This window comes from Mycolicibacter algericus DSM 45454 (genome assembly GCF_002086455.1).
GTDB lineage: Bacteria > Actinomycetota > Actinomycetes > Mycobacteriales > Mycobacteriaceae > Mycobacterium > Mycobacterium algericum.
Genome location: NZ_MVHC01000002.1, coordinates 67,477 through 83,926, shown reverse-complemented (window position 1 = coordinate 83,926; position 16,450 = coordinate 67,477). Strand labels below are relative to the sequence as shown.

The window sequence follows — 16,450 nt, the reverse complement described above, 5'->3', positions numbered from 1 at the left end:
CGTGGCATCCTCTCGCGGTTCGGGCCGCGATACCTGAACTCGCAGCTATGGATCTGCGTGCGGATCATCCAGGAGCTCCTCCGGATGGTGCAGATGGTTGATCTGCGGTGGGCTGGTGCCGTCGGTCCAGGCCAGCCGGCCTTGCTCGGTGACGTGAGTTTGAAGGTCGCCGCGCGTGGCAGCGCCGTGGTCGGCGCCGCAGGCGAAGTAGAGCGCGTCGGCGTCGGTGCGGCCGTCGGGGTCCCAGTTCGGTGAATGGTGGACCTCGCAATGGTAGCCGGACTCTGAGCAGTTCGGCCTGGTGCAGCCGTGGTCGCGGGCGTGGCAGATGATCCGGTGATCCAGGGTGGCGATCCGTTTGCTGCGGCCCAGGTACAACGGGCGCTCGGAGTGGTCGTCGAAGACCGCCAGGTAATGAATCGAGTTGGCCGCCATGCGAATCAGGTCACGCATGGGCAGGCGGCTGCCGCCGCCGGTGCGGGCCGGGGCGGGCATTGGGACATTCGGGTCGGCCATGGCGCGGGCGGCCTGGTCGAGGTCGGCGAGTTTGGTGGTGACGATGACCGTCACCGGAACGCCGCGGTGGGTGCCCATGGCGCCGGATTCGATGCCATGGCGCAGCGCGAGTTTGAGCGCATCGTGGTCACGTTGTCCCGACGAACGGGTATCGCGGCCAGCGGAGCAGTCGGGCTGACGATGACCGGGGCGGACGGCGGCGAAGACGGCCTCGAGGTAGGCGCGGGCTTCGGGATCGACGCAGCCGGAGAGTCGGCTCATCCCGTCGGGGCCTTGGCGGCCCAGGACAAGGTTGCGTCGCCGCGCCCGGTCTTCGTCGGTGAAGTTGCCGTCGGGGTTGAGGCGGTCGGCGATGGCATGCCCGATGGCGGTGACGAAGGCGGCGTCCTGTTCGGTGGCGTGGCGTGCCAGGGTACGTTCGGCAGCCTCACGATCGGTCGGCGCGATCTTCGCGGGAAGTTCGTCGAGGGCTTTGGCGACCGCTTTGATGTGGTCGTCGCCGATGCGGCCGTCCTCGACAGCGGCGGCGGTTTCGGAGAGTTCGGGTGGGGTTGGGGGTCCGGTCAGGTTGCGTCGCGGCCGGATGCGTGCGGCGATGCGGAACCGGCGCCGGACCTCCGCTCGGGTGATGCGCAGGCGCGACCACAGCAGGTCTGGGATCTTGGTGTCGGCGGGCAGTCGGGGGTCCTCGGGACCGTCGGCCGGGTCGGCGATCTCGCCGAATATGCGGTAGGACAGACCGCGATTGACTCGATGCTGGGTTTCGAGGTGTTCGGCGACCTCGACGCGAAACGCGTTGCCGACGATGTCGGTGTCCGCGCGCCGCAGCCGGGCCTGGGCATCATCGATCAGGGCCAGGTCCGCGCGGATGGCTGCGCGGGCCGCCGCGGCGGGAGGCAGGACCTGATCGGGTTCGGACACAGCTCCAACGTATCGAACAATTGTGCGAATATTGGGGGTCGTGCGGTGCTCTGTGGATGAACCGGGCAACTGTGGATAGATCTCCTGAAACCGCGCCGGCCGACAACGCCGTCGAACAGTCCACGGTGGGTGCGACGTCGCACTGCAGCTGCTGCGGCGGAACAAACAGCTCACCGGCAGCGACCTGGAGGCATTGGAGCAGATGCTGATTGACAGCGGGTTGGGTTTGTTCATCCGGCCGCTGGTGGGCCTGGATCGACAGGCTGCAGTCGAGGCTTTCGGCGCCTACCTGGATGGCAAAAGTTCACCGTCGAGCAGATCCGGTTCGTCAACCTCATCATCGACGAGGTGACCGCCAACGGGGTGATGGAGCCCGCACGCCTGTATGAATCGCCCTACACCGACCACGCACCGCGCGGGCCGGAAGGTATGTTCGGCGACGCCGAGGTGGGCGGCATCGTAGACATCCTGCGCACGGTCAAAAATCACGCCGTCCCGCACCAAGGAACCGTCGGCGGCGTTCGGTAGGGTCCGTCGGCGTGACCGCGAACCTCGCCCTCAAACCGGTAAACGCCCGCCTCGCCGATGAATTGGCGGTGGCGGAACGACAGGTCGCCGCGGCTGTCGCATTGCTCGACGAGGGGGCGACGGTGCCGTTCATCGCCCGCTACCGCAAGGAGGTCACCGGCAGCCTCGACGACGGGCAGCTCCGAACCCTCGAGGAGCGGCTGCGTTACCTGCGTGAACTCGACGACCGCCGGGCCGCCGTGCTGGCTTCGATCGAGGAGCAGGGCAAGCTCACCGACGAGCTCAGCGCCGCGCTCATCCAGGCCGACACCAAGGCCCGCGTCGAGGACATCTACCTGCCGTACAAGCCGAAGCGCCGCACCAAGGCGCAGATCGCCCGCGAGGCCGGCCTGGAACCGCTGGCCGACCGGTTGCTGGCCGACCCGATGCTGGACCCGCAACAGCTCGCCGGGGATTTCACCGCCGAGGACGTCGCCGATGCCGCGGCGGCGCTGGAGGGCGCGCGTGCCATCCTGGTCGAGCGCGCCGCCGAGGACGCCGAATTGGTGGGGGCCGTGCGGGAGAAGTTCTGGTCCTGCGGGTCGCTGCGCACCGCGCCTCGGTCAGAAGAGGCTGCGAAAAGTGCTGCCGCACAGAAATTCCGCGACTATTTCGAGTTCAGCGAGGCGTTGGAGACGATGCCGTCGCACCGGGTGCTGGCGGTGCTGCGCGGCGAGAAGGAGGGGGCCCTGGCGCTGACCTTTGGCGGCGGCGACGCCGAGCCCTATCAGGCGATGGTGGCCGAGTCGCTCGGTGTGGACATGGCCGCGCCCGGCCAGGCGACGCCCTGGCTGGCCGAGACGGTGCGGTGGGCGTGGGAGACCAGGCTGGCGTTCTCGGCCGCCGTCGACGCCCGGATGCGGCTGAAGCAACGCGCCGAAGCCGATGCGGTGACGGTGTTCGCCACCAACCTCAAGGACCTGCTGCTGGCCGCCCCGGCCGGCAACCGCACCACCCTCGGACTGGACCCGGGGTTTCGCACCGGCGTCAAGGTGGCCGTGGTGGACGGCACCGGCAAGGTGCTCGACACCTGCGCGATCTTCCCGCACCAGCCGCAACGGCAGTGGGACCAGGCCAAGGCGATGCTGGCTGCGCTGATCGCCCGCCACGGCGTGGACCTGATCGCCGTCGGCAACGGCACCGCCTCGCGGGAGACCGACGCCCTGGCCGGCGAGCTGATCGCCGACCTCAAAGCCGCCGGCGCCGCCGCGCCGGTCAAGGCGATGGTCAGCGAGGCCGGCGCCTCGGTCTACTCGGCGTCGGCCTACGCCGCACACGAACTACCCGACCTCGATGTCACGCTGCGCGGGGCGGTGTCGATCGCGCGGCGGCTGCAGGACCCGCTGGCCGAGCTGGTCAAGATCGAACCGAAGTCCATCGGCGTCGGCCAGTACCAGCACGACGTTTCGCCGGGCAACCTGGCGCGCAGCCTCGACGCGGTGGTCGAAGACGCCGTGAACGCCGTCGGCGTCGACCTCAACACCGCGTCCGCGCCCCTGCTGGCCAAAGTGTCGGGCGTCTCGGAATCACTGGCCGAAGCCATCGTGGCGCACCGCGAACAGGCCGGACCGTTCCGGAGTCGGGCCGCCCTGCGCGACGTGCCGAGGTTGGGGCCCAAGGCATTCGAGCAGTGCGCCGGGTTCCTGCGCATCCGCGATGGCGACGACCCGCTGGACTCCTCCGGGGTGCATCCGGAGGCCTACCCGGTGGTCCGCCGGATCCTGGACCGCGCGGGCGTCGCACTGGCCGAGATCATCGGCGACGAACGACTGCTGCGGTCTTTGCGGCCCGCCGATTTCGCCGACGACCGCTTCGGGGTTCCCACGGTGACCGACATCCTCGCCGAGCTGGAGAAGCCGGGCCGTGACCCGCGGCCGGCGTTCTCCACGGCGACGTTCGCCGCGGGCGTGGAGAAGGTGGCCGACCTCAAAGTGGGCATGGTTCTGGAAGGGGTGGTGACCAACGTCGCCGCCTTCGGCGCCTTCGTCGACGTCGGAGTCCACCAGGACGGCCTGGTGCACGTCTCGGCGATGGCGGACCGTTTCGTCTCCGACCCGCACGAGGTGGTCCGTTCCGGCCAGGTGGTGAAGGTCAAGGTCGTCGACGTCGACGTCGACCGCCAGCGGATCGGGCTCAGCCTGCGGCTGCGGGACAAGCCGGATCGCGGCTCGGCCGCCAAACCGGCTGCGGGCCGCGACACCGGCAAGCAGAATCGGGGGCGGCGACCCGGTAACGGTGCCGGGCGCCGGGACGCGGCCCCGGCCGGCGGGTCGATGGCCCAGGCGCTGCGGGACGCCGGATTCGGAAAGTGAGGGGCAGGCATGGGCATGCTGGACAGCGCGCAGGCCGACGCCGCCCATCGGTTCGCTGACATCGTCGGCGCGGCCGATCTGCTCACCGGGGAGCAGATCGGCCCGGACTACACCCACGATGAGGCACTGGTCGGGGCGCCGGTGACACCGCGCTACGTCGCTCGCCCGCAGACCGCCGAACAGGTCGCGGCGCTGCTGGCCGCCGCGACCGACGACAAGATCCCGGTGACCGCCCGCGGGTCGGGCACCGGGCTGTCGGCCGGCGCGCGACCGTGCGCCGACGGCCTGCTGATCTCCTTGGAGAAGATGGCGGCCATCCTGGAGATCGACACCGACAACCAGGTCGCCGTGGTGCAGCCCGGGGTCACGCTGGCCGACCTCGACACCGCAACCGCCGCGGCGGGGTTGATGTACACCGTCTTCCCCGGGGAGCTGTCGGCCAGTGTCGGCGGCAACGTCGGCACCAACGCCGGCGGCATGCGCGCGGTGAAATACGGGGTGACCCGCCACAACGTGCTCGGATTACAGGCGGCGCTGCCGACCGGCGAGCTGATCCGTACCGGCGGCCGGATCACCAAACTGTCCACCGGATACGACCTGACCCAGCTGATCATCGGCTCCGAGGGAACCTGCGCGCTGGCCACCGAGATCACGGTGCGGCTCTACCCGCGGCTGGCCCACTCGGCGACGTTGCTGGCGCCGTTCCCCGACCTGCCCGCGGTGATGCGCGCGGTGCCGACGGTGGTGCGCAGCGGCGTGGACCCGGTGATCCTGGAATACGTCGACAAACTCACCCTGGCCGCGATCAGCTACGCACAGCACCTCAACCTGGGCATCCCCGACGAGGTCCGTGACAGCGCCGAAGCGCACCTGGTGATCGGGCTGGAGAACCGCGACCGTGCCCGCCTCGACGACGACGTGGCGATGCTGGGCGAACTGCTGGGCTCACTGGGGGCAGTCGATGTCTACGTACTGGAAGGAAACTCGGCGCACACGCTGATCGAGGCGCGCGAGAAGGCGTTCTGGACGGCCAAGGCCGCCGGCGCCCACGACGTCATCGACGTGGTGGTTCCGCGTGCGGTCATGCACGAGTTCTTCACCCGGGCTCAGCAATCCGCGCAAGCGGCCGGCGCGGGCGTGGTCGGATGCGGGCACGCCGGAGACGGCAACGTGCACCTGGCGGTGTTCTGCGCCGACGATGAGGTCCGGCACCAACTGCTGCACGACATCTTCGCGGCGGCGATGGCGTTGGGCGGTGCGATCTCCGGCGAGCACGGCCTCGGCCGGGCCAAGACGCAACACTTCCTGGAATTGGAGGACCCGGTCAAGATCGCGCTGATGCGCCGGATCAAGGACGCCTTCGACCCCGCCGGGATCCTCAACCCCGGCGTGCTTCTATAGGACGACCTCTGCGACCGGGAACGTCGCGGCCCCCGGACGGCGTGTCGCGTCGCAGTGTTCCCACTCGGCGGGACGAAGAAAGGCAACCTCATGACCAACGGAGCACAGGCCCTGATCACCACCCTGGTCGACAGCGGCGTGCAGGTCTGCTTCGCAAACCCCGGCACCTCCGAGATGCATTTCGTGGCCGCGCTGGATTCGGTGCCGCAGATGCGCGGGGTGTTGTGCCTGTTCGAAGGAGTGGTGACCGGCGCAGCCGACGGCTATGCGCGCATCGCCGGAAAGCCGGCGGCCACCCTTTTGCACCTGGGGCCCGGGCTGAGTAACGGCCTGGCCAACCTGCACAACGCCCGCCGGGCGCACGTGCCGGTGGTCAACGTCATCGGTGACCACGCCACCTACCACAAGAAGTACGACGCCCCACTGGAATCCGACATCGAGCCGCTGACGGACTGGACCCACGGCTGGGTGCGTCGCACCGGCGCGGGGACCGAGATCGGCCGGGATGCGGCCGAAGCGGTGGCCGCCTCGATGGCCAGTCCGGCGCAGGTGGCCAACCTGATCCTGCCCGCCGACATCTCCTGGGACGACGGGGCGCAGGCGGCCGGACCGGTCGAAGCGGTCGCCGCGGCCGCCCCCGACCCACATGCCGTCGCCGAGATCGCCGACGTGCTGCGCAGCGGCGAGCCGGTGGCGCTGCTGATCGGCGGGCCGGCGGCCGCCGAGGTGGCAGCACTGCAGGCCACCGACCGGATCGCCGCGGCGACCGGAGCCCGTGCGCTGGTCGAGACGTTCCCGGCCCGGTTGGCGCGCGGCGCCGGGGTGCCGGCCATCGACCGGCTCGGCTACCTGGCCGAGCAGGCCGCGTTCCAGCTCGACGGGATCAAGCACCTGGTGGTCGCCGGCACCAGAGCCCCGGTGTCGTTCTTCGCCTACCCCGGCAAGCCCAGTGACCTGGTGCCCGAAGGCTGTGCGGTGCACCAGTTGGCGGGCCTGGAGACGGACGTGGCTGCCGCGCTGGCACAGCTGGCCGAGGCGGTGGCGCCGGGGGTGCAGCCCCGGCCCGCACCCGCCGCCGCCCCGCAGCTGCCGGCGGGGGAGCTCATCCCGCAGAACTGGGTGCAGGTGATCGGGGCGCTGCTGCCCGAGAACGCGATCATCTCCGATGAGTCCAACACCTCAGGCCTGATGCTTCCCGCGGCCACCGCCGGCGCACCGCGCCACGATGTGCTCACCCTCACCGGCGGTGCGATCGGGCAGGGACTGCCGGTCGCCCTGGGTGCTGCCGTCGCCGCGCCGGACCGGCCGGTGATCGCGCTGCAAGCCGACGGCAGCGCGGCCTACACCATCTCGGCGTTGTGGTCGATGGCGCGGGAGAACGCCGATGTGACCACGGTGCTGATCAACAACAGCTCCTACGCGATCCTGCGCATGGAACTGGCCCGGGTGGGCGCCGAAGCTGAAGGTGGGCGTTATGGTCCCAAAGCGGAAGCACTGCTGGACCTTTCGCGGCCGAACATGGACTTCGCCAAGATCGCCGAGGGTTTCGGGGTGCCGGCGAGCGTGGCGACCACCTGTGAGGAACTCGCCGAACAGTTCCGCCGGGCGCTAGCCGAACCGGGCCCGCACCTGATCGATGCGCGGATGCCGAGCGTGTTCTGACCGAGTCGTACTAACCGCTCGTCAGGCGATTCGCGGCGAAGGCGGCGCCCTCGTCGGCCTTGCCGTCCTGCACGTACATCAGGTGCGGGACGACGCTGCCGTTGTCTTCGCAGTAGATGTCACCCGCCAGGCAGAAGGTGATGGTCATCGGCTGGTACGAGGCGGCGAGGACCGGCAGCGGACCGCCCCACAACGAGGTGGAGTACGGACTCGACGGTGGACCGAAGAGGGCCACTGCGGCCACCCGTTGGGCGACCGCCGGCGGCAGCGAATTGCTGGACATCTCGATGACGCTGGCGCCCTGGGAGTAACCGCCGAGCACGAGTTTGGTGTTCGGGCAGTTGGCGACGGTGGCCTGGATGCGTGCGGTGGCGTCGCTCTCACCGAGCAGCGCGCTGTTGCGGTAGTCGGTGCTCGCCGGGTAGTCGACCGGGTAGACCCGCACGTCGCGACCGGGAAGTTGTTCGGTGAGCGACGCGACAAACGCCTCGCCGACGTCACCGAGCCCGACGGGCTGCCCGGAGCCGCGCGCGAACACCACCTCGGTGTCCGGGCAGGGCTCGGCGCCGGCGGCCGGAATGCCCGTCGGCGAGCCCAGCAGGGTTCCAATCAGCATCACCGCGACAGTGACGGTGCGAACGGTGTCACGCAAGGTCATGGTCAAATGCTGACATGTCGCGGTCGCGCGACCGGCCCGCGGGTCGACATTCGGCGCCGTGCCGGCCCGGTCAGGTCATCGCCCGCACGCCGGCAACCGCAGCCGACCGGCGTCGCCAGCAAACAGCAATGCCGACGTCACGCTGCGAAGACAGTGATTACAGCCGGTTTGCCGCGTAGGCCGCACCCTCGTCGGCGATCCCGTCGTAGGCGCCGGGGGCGTGCGCCGCGAAATTCATTCCCTCTGAGCAAACCGGGTCTTCCGGCGCGCACAGTTGAATGGTCTTGGCCAGGTAGGCGGGGCCGATGGCCAGGGGTGGTTGGCCCAGGAAGTTCATCGCCCGCTCGTTCGGGGTGCCGAACAGCACGACGGCGGCGACGTGGTCGGCCACCTCGGGGGGCATCGGCTGTGGTACATCGACTCCTACCACCCCGTCCGGGATGGCGTTGGCGGTGGAGAAACCCATTACCGCGGCGCCCTGCGAGAAGCCGCCGAGCACCATCTTGGTCTTGGGGCAGTTCGCGGCGGTGGCCTGGATGTGCGTGGTGGCGTCACGGATGCCCTGGATACCGGTCGGCCAGTCGTTGGTGGCCGGGTAGTCGACGGCGTAGACCGCCATGGAGCGCTCGCCGAGCCGGTGCTGCAGCGCATCGACGAATGCTTGCCCGGTCTCACCGAGGCCGATCGCTTCATCGGTGCCTCTAGCAAACAAGACTTGGACGTCCGGGCAGGGTTCGGCATAGGCGAGGGGAGGGGTGACAGCGGTGCTCTGCAGCAGCCAGGTCAGTGCCGGCACAACACCGAGGGAGCGAAGAATCCGACGTGTGTTCACCCGTTCATGGTGGCATAACTCGTGCCGCGACGTAAGCAAGCTGCCCTGGGAATTCACGTAATAGCGGAGGCGGCTGCCGGCGCGTCGCGCCCCGACTCGCATGTCGTGTTCAGGATTTGGATTATCACCGGACCACGCGCAAGTGAGCGGGCGGTTACCACGGCATGTCGGCCCGGTGTCGGCGGAGCGGCCACCGCACTGTGTTGCCGGAGCAAACTCGGAACCGGACGCCGCCGCGGGGTGCCGCCAGCCCGCTTCCGACACGGTGTAATCGACTGTCGGAAGCCGGGGGCCGCAGGTGTTCGGGGGTTGCCGCGCGAAGCGCTGCGAGTGGTTCGGCGCACCAATGGCGCTGCAATGCGGAGCAAATCGGAGACGCATCGATAAAATTGCATGGATCCGGTGCGTTCCGATCGCCGGTGGACACTGTGGATGGGACAGCATGGCGCATGACACAGGCCCCGCGATGGGCATGTCTGTCGGAGCGACCACTCTGGCGGCGGTCACCGCCGATCGCGCGATCACCCGCCGGCCGGTGCTCACGCTGTTCCGGGACCGGCCGTCCCAGATCGGCATGCCGTCGGAGAATTCCGCCGTCAACGTCGATCTGGTCGAGCGCGGGCTGGTGGTCACCGATTTCGTCGATCGCGTCGGCGGCCGGGAGCCGGTGGTGGCGGGCGACGGATCCACACACCGCGCCGAGCAACTGCTCGGCGACGGGCTGCACGCGCTGGCCTACGCCGCGACCGAGGGACGCCCGATACCGCCCGCGGTTGCGGTCAGCCATCCGGCCCACTGGTCGCGGGAAGCCATCGGCGCGCTGCGCACCGCCTTGGGGCGGGTGTCGGAATGGGCGCAGCATCCGGTGACGCTGATCTCGGACACCGCTGCGGTGTTGACGGCCCTGCGGGCCAATCCGGGCCTGCCCGACCACGGCATCATCGCGGTGTGTGACTTCGGCGGCAGCGGTAGCAATATCACCCTCGTCGACGCCCGACGCGATTACGAACCCATCGGCGCCACCCGCCGCATCACGACGTTCTCCGGTGATGTGATCGATCAGGCGTTGCTCGATCATGTGGTGGCCGATCTGGGCGGCAACAGTGACGGGCCCCCGACGGTCGGGTCGTTGACCCGGTTGCGCAGCCAGTGCCGAGACGCCAAGGAGCACCTGTCGACGGAGACGGTCGCCGAACTTGCGGGATTCCACGGTGGGGTATGGCTGACCCGCGCAGAACTCGACGAGGCACTGCGTCAACCGCTCGACGGCTTCTTCACCGCATTACAAGAGACCTTGGACGACAACGAGATCGCTCCCGGCGAGTTGTCAGCGATCGTGTCCGTCGGCGGTGGGGCCAATATGCCGACGGTCACGAACGGCCTGTCGCAACGCTTCGGTGCCGCCGTCATCAGCTCGCCCCGGCCACAGTTGACGGCGGCGATCGGCGCGGCGCTCAGCGTTGCCGGCAACGTGGTGGCCACGCCGAGAAAAGCTGCGCCGCCTGCCGAGCCGCCACCGCTGCCCGAAACCGCGCCGGTCGAACCCCCACCACCGCCGCCGCCGGTGGACAACCCGCCCAACGCGGCGTTCAAGCCCCTGATCACGCCGCCGCCGGTGGCCCGTCCCGCGCCCGTATCGCAGCCTGTCGCACCCGAGCCGGTGGAGATCGGCGACCGGGGCGGGGTGCCGTGGTACCGGCGACCGGCGCCGGTGGTGATCCTGGCCGCGCTGGTCGCGATGTTGTTGGGCACCGTAGCCGTGCTGGTGTTGCGGCACGCCGCCGATGAGGGACCGGGTTCCGGTGTGCTGACGACGGTGTCGACGACACACCCCACGACCACCGTCGAACTCCCGCCGGCGTACGCGCCGCACCCCCAACCGGCCCCGCCGGCCTTCCCGCATCTTCCCGAGGCGCCGGCCATGCCGCCGGGCCCGGAACCCGCCGAGGCCCCGGCCGTCCCGTAGCGTTACGCCGCCCTTTTGGACAGCACCACCAGCGCCAGCGGAATCTGCACCTGCTGCGGGCTGCTTGCCAGCTCGGCGGCGACACCGGCCTGCAGGCGCTGCACGAAGTCGGCTGCCCGCGGGTCGCCGGCCCCGCCGGCCAGTGCGGCGGCCAGCGTCGGAAAGATCGCGGCGCTGGTGAACGCGGCCCACTGGGCGCCCAGCGCACGCGCGTCGGCGTCGAGCAGGTAGCGCTCCCAGAACCGGTCCTCGGCGTCGAACAGCTCGAGTCGATCGATCGTCAGTGCTTCGAACCGCCCGGCCGGGGCGAACGGCGCGCGAAGCTCCTTCTCGCTGCGGCCGAGCACCGGGATGGTCATCCGGGCGACCTCGTCGCGGCTCAGCAAGCCATCGTGCACCAGTTCGTCGAGCGCCGCGACGATGGCGTCCAGCACGGGCTGGTAGCCGGACCGGCCCTGCGCGTCGACGGCCGCGGTCAACACCAGCAGTTTGCCGCCCGGGGCCAGTTCCCGGCCGCGGAAGGCCAGGAAGTCGTGCCAGTCCTGAGCGGCCCGGCGGGTGTACTCCTGCCGGGCGCCGGCGTCGTCGCTGTGGTCGACATGGACGTGATCATCGAATTCGGGCAGTTCTTCGGCGGGTCGGCGCAGCCACATCGTCGCCCACGAGGTCCAGCCCAGGTTGACGCTCTGCGACGGCAGGATCTGGGCGTAGAACGACCGGCCTATCGCCGAGGGGAAGCTGGCCGCGTCCTTGCGGGTGTAACTGTCCGGATCGTCGGCAAGCGTGCTGAACAGCGCGGTGAAGTCGTTGTCGGGCAGGTCGGTGTGTGCCACCAGCACGGCGTGGTCGGGTCGGGTGCGCCGCCGGAACGCCGCGATGGCGGCACAGATCGGCAGCAGCGAGTTGTAGCCGGTCGCCGCGCCGTAGTCGGCGACCACGATCGGCCGCGGGGCGCGCGGTAGCGGGACCGCCGCCGCCAGCTGTTCGAACACGGCGGTGGCATGGGCCAGGCCGGCTGCCTGCAATCGCCTCGAGGGGGTGCCGGCAGCCTCCGGGCGGACGACGATGCTCGACTCCCGCATGTGCACCTCCCACCGTTGCGGGCATTCGCGGACACCACCTCCGACGGTAGCGGGTGTGCCGCTGCCGGTGATCACCGTGGCACACTGCCCAGGTGAGCGGCGTGCGGGCGACCCGACGGGTTCCGGTCGTGGTCGCGGCGGTCCTGATGGCCATCGGCGTCATCGGGTTCGTGGTTGCGCTGATGCTCAACATTTTCGTGCTGGATCGCTACAACGCCTACGGCGAGGTGCCGATCCCGGGGACGGGCACCGTCCACCTTCCGGCCGGCGAGGTGACGGTGAGCCTGCACACCCGGGTCATCTCCAGTCCCAGCGGCGGCGGCCTGCCGGTGCCGCCGTTGAGCCTGGGAGTGGTGGCACCGGCCGGCGCGGCCGATCCGGAGTTCACCCAGAGCGTCGGGATCACGACGACGGTCAACAACGACTCCCGGCGGCGGCTGTGGCGGGTCCAGGTGGCGACGGCCGGCGACTACCAGATCACCACGGACGGCGACGTCGGCGGCTTCATCGCCCCGCGGCTGGCCTTCGGCAGATCCGGTGCCCACGGTTCGCTTCCGTGGGCGTTCGCGGCAGTGTTCGGGCTGGGCACGGTGGGTCTGATCGGAGCACGATTCTGGCCGGTCCGCGACCGCAGCCGGCCGACGGTGGGCGCGGCGCTGGTCCCCGACGGCGAGGGCATCCGTATCGAGCAGCTCAAAACGATTACGGCACTGCGTGATTGCGGCGCGTTGACGGCGGCCGAGTTCGAGGCCGAGAAGCGGCGAATTCTCGACGAACGCTGAGGCTCAGTGGCCATGCCGGGTGGGCCGCTTCCTTCTCACCGCTCGTTCCTCGCGGTGCATCGTCAGTGGCCAGGTTGGGTGGGCCGCTTCCTCCTCACCGCTCGTTCCTCGCGGTGCATCGTCAGTGGCCATGCCGGGTGGGCCGCTTCCTCCTCACCGCTCGTTCCTCGCGGTGCATCGTCAGTGGCCGCGGGCCACCCATTCGTCGTAGTTGACCAGTTCGTCGCCGATTCGGGTGTTGTCGCCGTGGCCGGTGTAGACGACGGTGTCGTCCGGCAGACTGCCGAGCTGCTCGGAGATCGACGCCAGGATCGTCGGGAAGTCCGAGAACGAGCGTCCGGTTGCGCCCGGCCCGCCCGAGAACAGCGTGTCGCCGCTGAACACCGCGCGCAGTTCGGGCGCGTACCAGCACACCGATCCCGGCGAGTGGCCCGGCGTGTGCAGAGCCCGGAGCTCGGTGCCGGCCACCCGCAGCGTCTGGTCGTCCGATAGCGGCCGAAAGTCCTTGTCCGGATGCGTCATCCGCCACAGCATCTCGTCGGAGGGGTGCAGCAGCACCGGAGCGTCGAACGTTTCGCCGAGTTCCGGCGCCACGGTGATGTGGTCGTTGTGGCCGTGCGTGCACACCACCGCGACCACCTTGCGGCCGCCGACGCCTTCGATAATCGGCGCGGCGGTGTGGGCGGCGTCGAAGACCACCACCTCCGAGTCGTCGCCGACGATCCAGATGTTGTTGTCGACGTCCCAACTGCCGCCGTCGAGCTCGAACGTGCCGCTGGTCACGACGCGCTGAATGGCGGGGCCGCTCACAACATCACCACCGAGCGCAACACCTTACCGTCGTGCATCTTGTCGAAGGCCTCCTCGATGTCGTCGAGTCCGATGCGTTCGGAGACGAACTTCTCCAGCGGCAGCCGACCCTGCAGGTAGAGGCTGATCAGCGTGGGGAAGTCGCGCTCGGGAAGGCAGTCGCCGTACCAGGACGACTTCAGCGACCCGCCGTGGGAGAAGAAGTCGATCAACGGCATGTCCAGCCGCATGTCGGGGGTCGGAACCCCCACCAGCACAACGGTTCCCGCCAGGTCACGGGCATAGAACGCCTGCTTCCAGGTCTCTGGGCGCCCGACGGCGTCGATCACCACGTCAGCGCCGAAGCCGTCGGTGAGCTCCTGGATGATCTCGACCGGATCTTGGGTGCGGGCGTTGATGGTGTCGGTCGCGCCGAAGCCGCGGGCCCAGTCCAGTTTGGTGTCGTCGGTGTCCACGGCGATGATTCGGCGGGCGCCGACCAGGGCCGCACCGGCGATCGCGGCATCGCCCACGCCGCCGCAGCCGATCACCGCGACCGTGTCGTCGCGGGTGACGCCGCCGGTGTTGATCGCCGCGCCCACGCCGGCCATCACCCCGCAGCCCAACAGTCCGGCCACCGCCGGGTCGGCGGCCGGATCGACCCTGGTGCATTGACCCTCGTGCACCAGTGTCTTGTCGGCGAACGCCCCGATGCCCAGCGCCGGGGTCAGCTCGGTGCCGTCTACCAACGTCATCGGCTTCGAGGCGTTGAAGGTGTCGAAGCACAAGTGTGGGCGGCCGCGCTTGCAGGCCCGGCACTGTCCGCACACCGCGCGCCAGTTCAGCACCACGAAGTCACCGGGCTCGACCGCGGTCACCGCCGAGCCCACCGACTCGACGGTGCCGGCGGCCTCGTGGCCCAGCAGGAACGGGTAGCTGTCGTTGATGCCGCCGTCCCGGTAGGTCAGGTCGGTGTGGCACACCCCGCAGGCGGTGATGGCGACGACGACGTCCTTGGCACCGGGGTCGGGGATGACGATGTCGGTCACTTCGACCGGTTTGCCCTTTTCGCGGGAGATCACGCCGCGCACTGTCTGACTCATGATGCCAACCTTATGTTGCGGTTGGGGCGCCCGCCGCCGGCACCGTGGCCTGCGCGGTGACGGCCGGGGTTCGGGTGTCGGCGCGCAGGAAGCTTCCGGTGCGTTGCGTGCCGAGCACGCCGGTGGGTTGCCCGTCGAGGACCACCGCGCGGCCCGAGATGAACACGGCGGTGACGGCCGCGTCGTTGCGGTTGACCATGCGCGACATACCGCCGTAGGCGGCGAAGGTCTCCTCGACGTAGGCATCCAGCGTGTCGTCGAGGTGGGCGGGGTCGATCACCACGACGTCGGCGCGATCACCCACCCGTAGGTGGCCGGCGTCGATGCGGTACCAGTCGGCCAGTTCACCGGTCAGCCGGTGCACCGCCTGCTCGATCGACAGGAACGGCTGCCCGGCCTGCTGTGCGTCGAGGACGTGGCGCAACAGCCGCAGGCCCATGTTGTAGAACGCCATGTTGCGCAGGTGTGCGCCGGCGTCCGAGAAGCCCATCTGGACGCCCGGCTCACGGGCGATCTTGCGGAGCATGTCGGGACGGTGGTTGGAGATGGTGGTGTGCCAGCGCAGCGCGGTTCCGTGTTCCAGCACCAGGTCGAGGAAGGCGTCGACGGGATGCACCCCGCCGCGGTCCACCCCGACCTGACCGAAGGACTTCCCGATCACCGACGCGTCGGGGCACTCGACGATCTCGGCGTCGAAGAAGTCGCGGTGCCAAACCCGTGGGCCGTACTTGTTCTGGTAGTCCTTGCGGAAGCGCCGCCGGTAGCCCTCGTCGCGCATCAGCTCGTCGCGTTCGACCGACTCGCGCAGGTGCAGCGCTTCGGCGCCGGAGCCGAACTCCTCGAAGATCACCAGATCGATGCCGTCGGCGTAGACCTCGAACGGCACCGGCAGGTGCTGCCAGCGGAAGTCGGCGCCCAGCTTGTTCAGCACGCGCGAGGCCTTGATCATCGCCGGAACCGCAAGCGGGTTGCTCTTGACGTCAGCGGCGGCCAGCAGGCTGGTTTTGAGCGGCCGGCGGAAGATGCCCAGCGCCTGCGCCAACTGGGAGACCACATCGAACGGGTTCTTGACGTCCGGGCCGGCCTGCAGGATCCGTCCGCTGCGGCGCAGCTTCGCCTTGAGCCGGCGCAGTTCTCTCGGCTTGGCGTACGTCGACGGCAGGGTGCGTGACCGGCAGACGTCACCGTCCATCTTGTCGAAAAGCAGCTGTTGGGACGACATCCCGACGAACCCGGCCTGCAGCGCCTCGTCGAGCATCTGCTCCATCCGGGCCTGCTCAGCCGGGGTGGGCCGAGCGTCGCCGCGGGTGGCGCGGTCCAGGCCCATGGTTGCGGCGCGCATATCGGAATGTCCGATGAATGCGGTCACGTTCGGTCCGAGCGGCAGCCGCTCCAGGCCGGCGATGTAGTCCGCGCAATTCGACCAGTCCTTGTGCTTGTCGATGGTGTCGACGACGTACTGGCGCGGGATCGCCTCCACCCGGCCGAACAGGTCGCCGGCGTCCTGGCCGTCGACGTGGATGGTCGACAGCGAACACGATCCGACCAGCACCGTGGTGACACCGTGCCGGACCGACTCCGACAGCGACGGGGCGACCAGCACCTCGACGTCGTAGTGGGTGTGGATGTCGAGCAGTCCCGGCAGCACCCATTTGCCGGCGGCGTCGATCACCTGGCCGCAGCCCGCTTCGTCGAGCGGTTCGGCCGAGATCGCGGCGACATGACCGTCGCGGATACCGATGTTGCGGATCGCCGACGGCGCGCCGGTGCCGTCGAACCACCGGCCGCCACGAATCACGGTGTCAAAGCTCACGGGACGTTCCTTCCGATCGATGCCTGATTCAGCATGGCCTGCCCGG

General features: G+C 69.6%; 13 protein-coding genes. 6 read left to right on the top strand and 7 right to left on the bottom strand.

All coding sequences use genetic code 11. The features are described from left to right. Positions 1-45: 45 nt before the first annotated feature. Complete coding sequence (locus BST10_RS02305; RefSeq protein ID WP_083036231.1) at positions 46-1,437, bottom strand: 13E12 repeat family protein; 1,392 nt, start codon at positions 1,435-1,437, stop codon at positions 46-48. A 318-nt stretch (positions 1,438-1,755) separates the two neighbouring features. On the opposite strand from BST10_RS02305, the gene BST10_RS23650 reads away from it, so the two are divergent. From BST10_RS23650 to BST10_RS02285, 4 genes are all read left to right on the top strand, one after another. After that, positions 1,756-1,965, top strand: a complete 210-nt coding sequence (locus BST10_RS23650) for a type I restriction-modification enzyme R subunit C-terminal domain-containing protein (RefSeq protein ID WP_308214909.1) — start codon at positions 1,756-1,758, stop codon at positions 1,963-1,965. Between the two features lie 11 nt (positions 1,966-1,976). Further along, positions 1,977-4,316 (top strand): Tex family protein, encoded by a 2,340-nt coding sequence (locus BST10_RS02295; protein WP_083036230.1) that lies wholly within the window; start codon positions 1,977-1,979, stop codon positions 4,314-4,316. 9 nt (positions 4,317-4,325) lie between these two features. Then, the gene (locus BST10_RS02290) at positions 4,326-5,717 is read left to right on the top strand and encodes an FAD-binding oxidoreductase (RefSeq protein WP_109559369.1); all 1,392 of its coding nucleotides are present in this window, start codon (positions 4,326-4,328) and stop codon (positions 5,715-5,717) included. Between the two features lie 90 nt (positions 5,718-5,807). Next, positions 5,808-7,379 (top strand): acetolactate synthase large subunit, encoded by a 1,572-nt coding sequence (locus BST10_RS02285; RefSeq protein WP_083036229.1) that lies wholly within the window; start codon positions 5,808-5,810, stop codon positions 7,377-7,379. Between the two features lie 10 nt (positions 7,380-7,389). Here the strand turns inward: BST10_RS02285 and BST10_RS02280 are convergent, their stop codons facing one another. Both BST10_RS02280 and BST10_RS02275 read right to left on the bottom strand, forming a co-directional pair. Beyond that, entirely contained in the window at positions 7,390-8,037 is a 648-nt protein-coding gene (locus tag BST10_RS02280) for a cutinase family protein (RefSeq protein ID WP_083036228.1), read from the bottom strand. A 157-nt stretch (positions 8,038-8,194) separates the two neighbouring features. Continuing rightward, positions 8,195-8,869 carry a cutinase family protein gene (locus BST10_RS02275; RefSeq protein WP_165757169.1) on the bottom strand — a complete coding sequence of 225 codons (675 nt, stop codon included), beginning with the start codon at positions 8,867-8,869 and terminating at the stop codon, positions 8,195-8,197. Between the two features lie 472 nt (positions 8,870-9,341). On the opposite strand from BST10_RS02275, the gene BST10_RS02270 reads away from it, so the two are divergent. After that, a complete protein-coding gene (locus BST10_RS02270) occupies positions 9,342-10,835 on the top strand; it encodes an Hsp70 family protein (RefSeq protein WP_163762316.1) in 1,494 nt (497 codons plus the stop codon). Between the two features lie 2 nt (positions 10,836-10,837). On the opposite strand, the gene BST10_RS02265 is transcribed toward BST10_RS02270, so the two are convergent. Continuing rightward, positions 10,838-11,917, bottom strand: coding sequence for a class I SAM-dependent methyltransferase (locus tag BST10_RS02265; RefSeq protein WP_083036225.1), 1,080 nt, complete (start codon positions 11,915-11,917; stop codon positions 10,838-10,840). 101 nt (positions 11,918-12,018) lie between these two features. Between BST10_RS02265 and BST10_RS02260 the strand changes: the two genes are divergently transcribed. Then, on the top strand, positions 12,019-12,699 hold the full coding sequence (locus BST10_RS02260) for an SHOCT domain-containing protein (protein ID WP_109559379.1): 681 nt from the start codon (positions 12,019-12,021) through the stop codon (positions 12,697-12,699). Between the two features lie 180 nt (positions 12,700-12,879). Here the strand turns inward: BST10_RS02260 and BST10_RS02255 are convergent, their stop codons facing one another. Genes BST10_RS02255 through BST10_RS02245 form a run of 3 tightly spaced genes read right to left on the bottom strand, consistent with a single transcriptional unit; the run spans position 12,880 to position 16,404 of the window. Further along, positions 12,880-13,509 carry an MBL fold metallo-hydrolase gene (locus tag BST10_RS02255; protein ID WP_083036224.1) on the bottom strand — a complete coding sequence of 210 codons (630 nt, stop codon included), beginning with the start codon at positions 13,507-13,509 and terminating at the stop codon, positions 12,880-12,882. Beyond that, positions 13,506-14,591 carry an S-(hydroxymethyl)mycothiol dehydrogenase gene (locus BST10_RS02250; RefSeq protein WP_083036223.1) on the bottom strand — a complete coding sequence of 362 codons (1,086 nt, stop codon included), beginning with the start codon at positions 14,589-14,591 and terminating at the stop codon, positions 13,506-13,508. Before BST10_RS02250 ends, BST10_RS02255 begins: the two co-directional genes overlap by 4 nt. A 10-nt stretch (positions 14,592-14,601) precedes the next feature. Then, positions 14,602-16,404 carry an N-acyl-D-amino-acid deacylase family protein gene (locus BST10_RS02245; protein ID WP_083036222.1) on the bottom strand — a complete coding sequence of 601 codons (1,803 nt, stop codon included), beginning with the start codon at positions 16,402-16,404 and terminating at the stop codon, positions 14,602-14,604. Positions 16,405-16,450 lie beyond the last annotated feature (46 nt).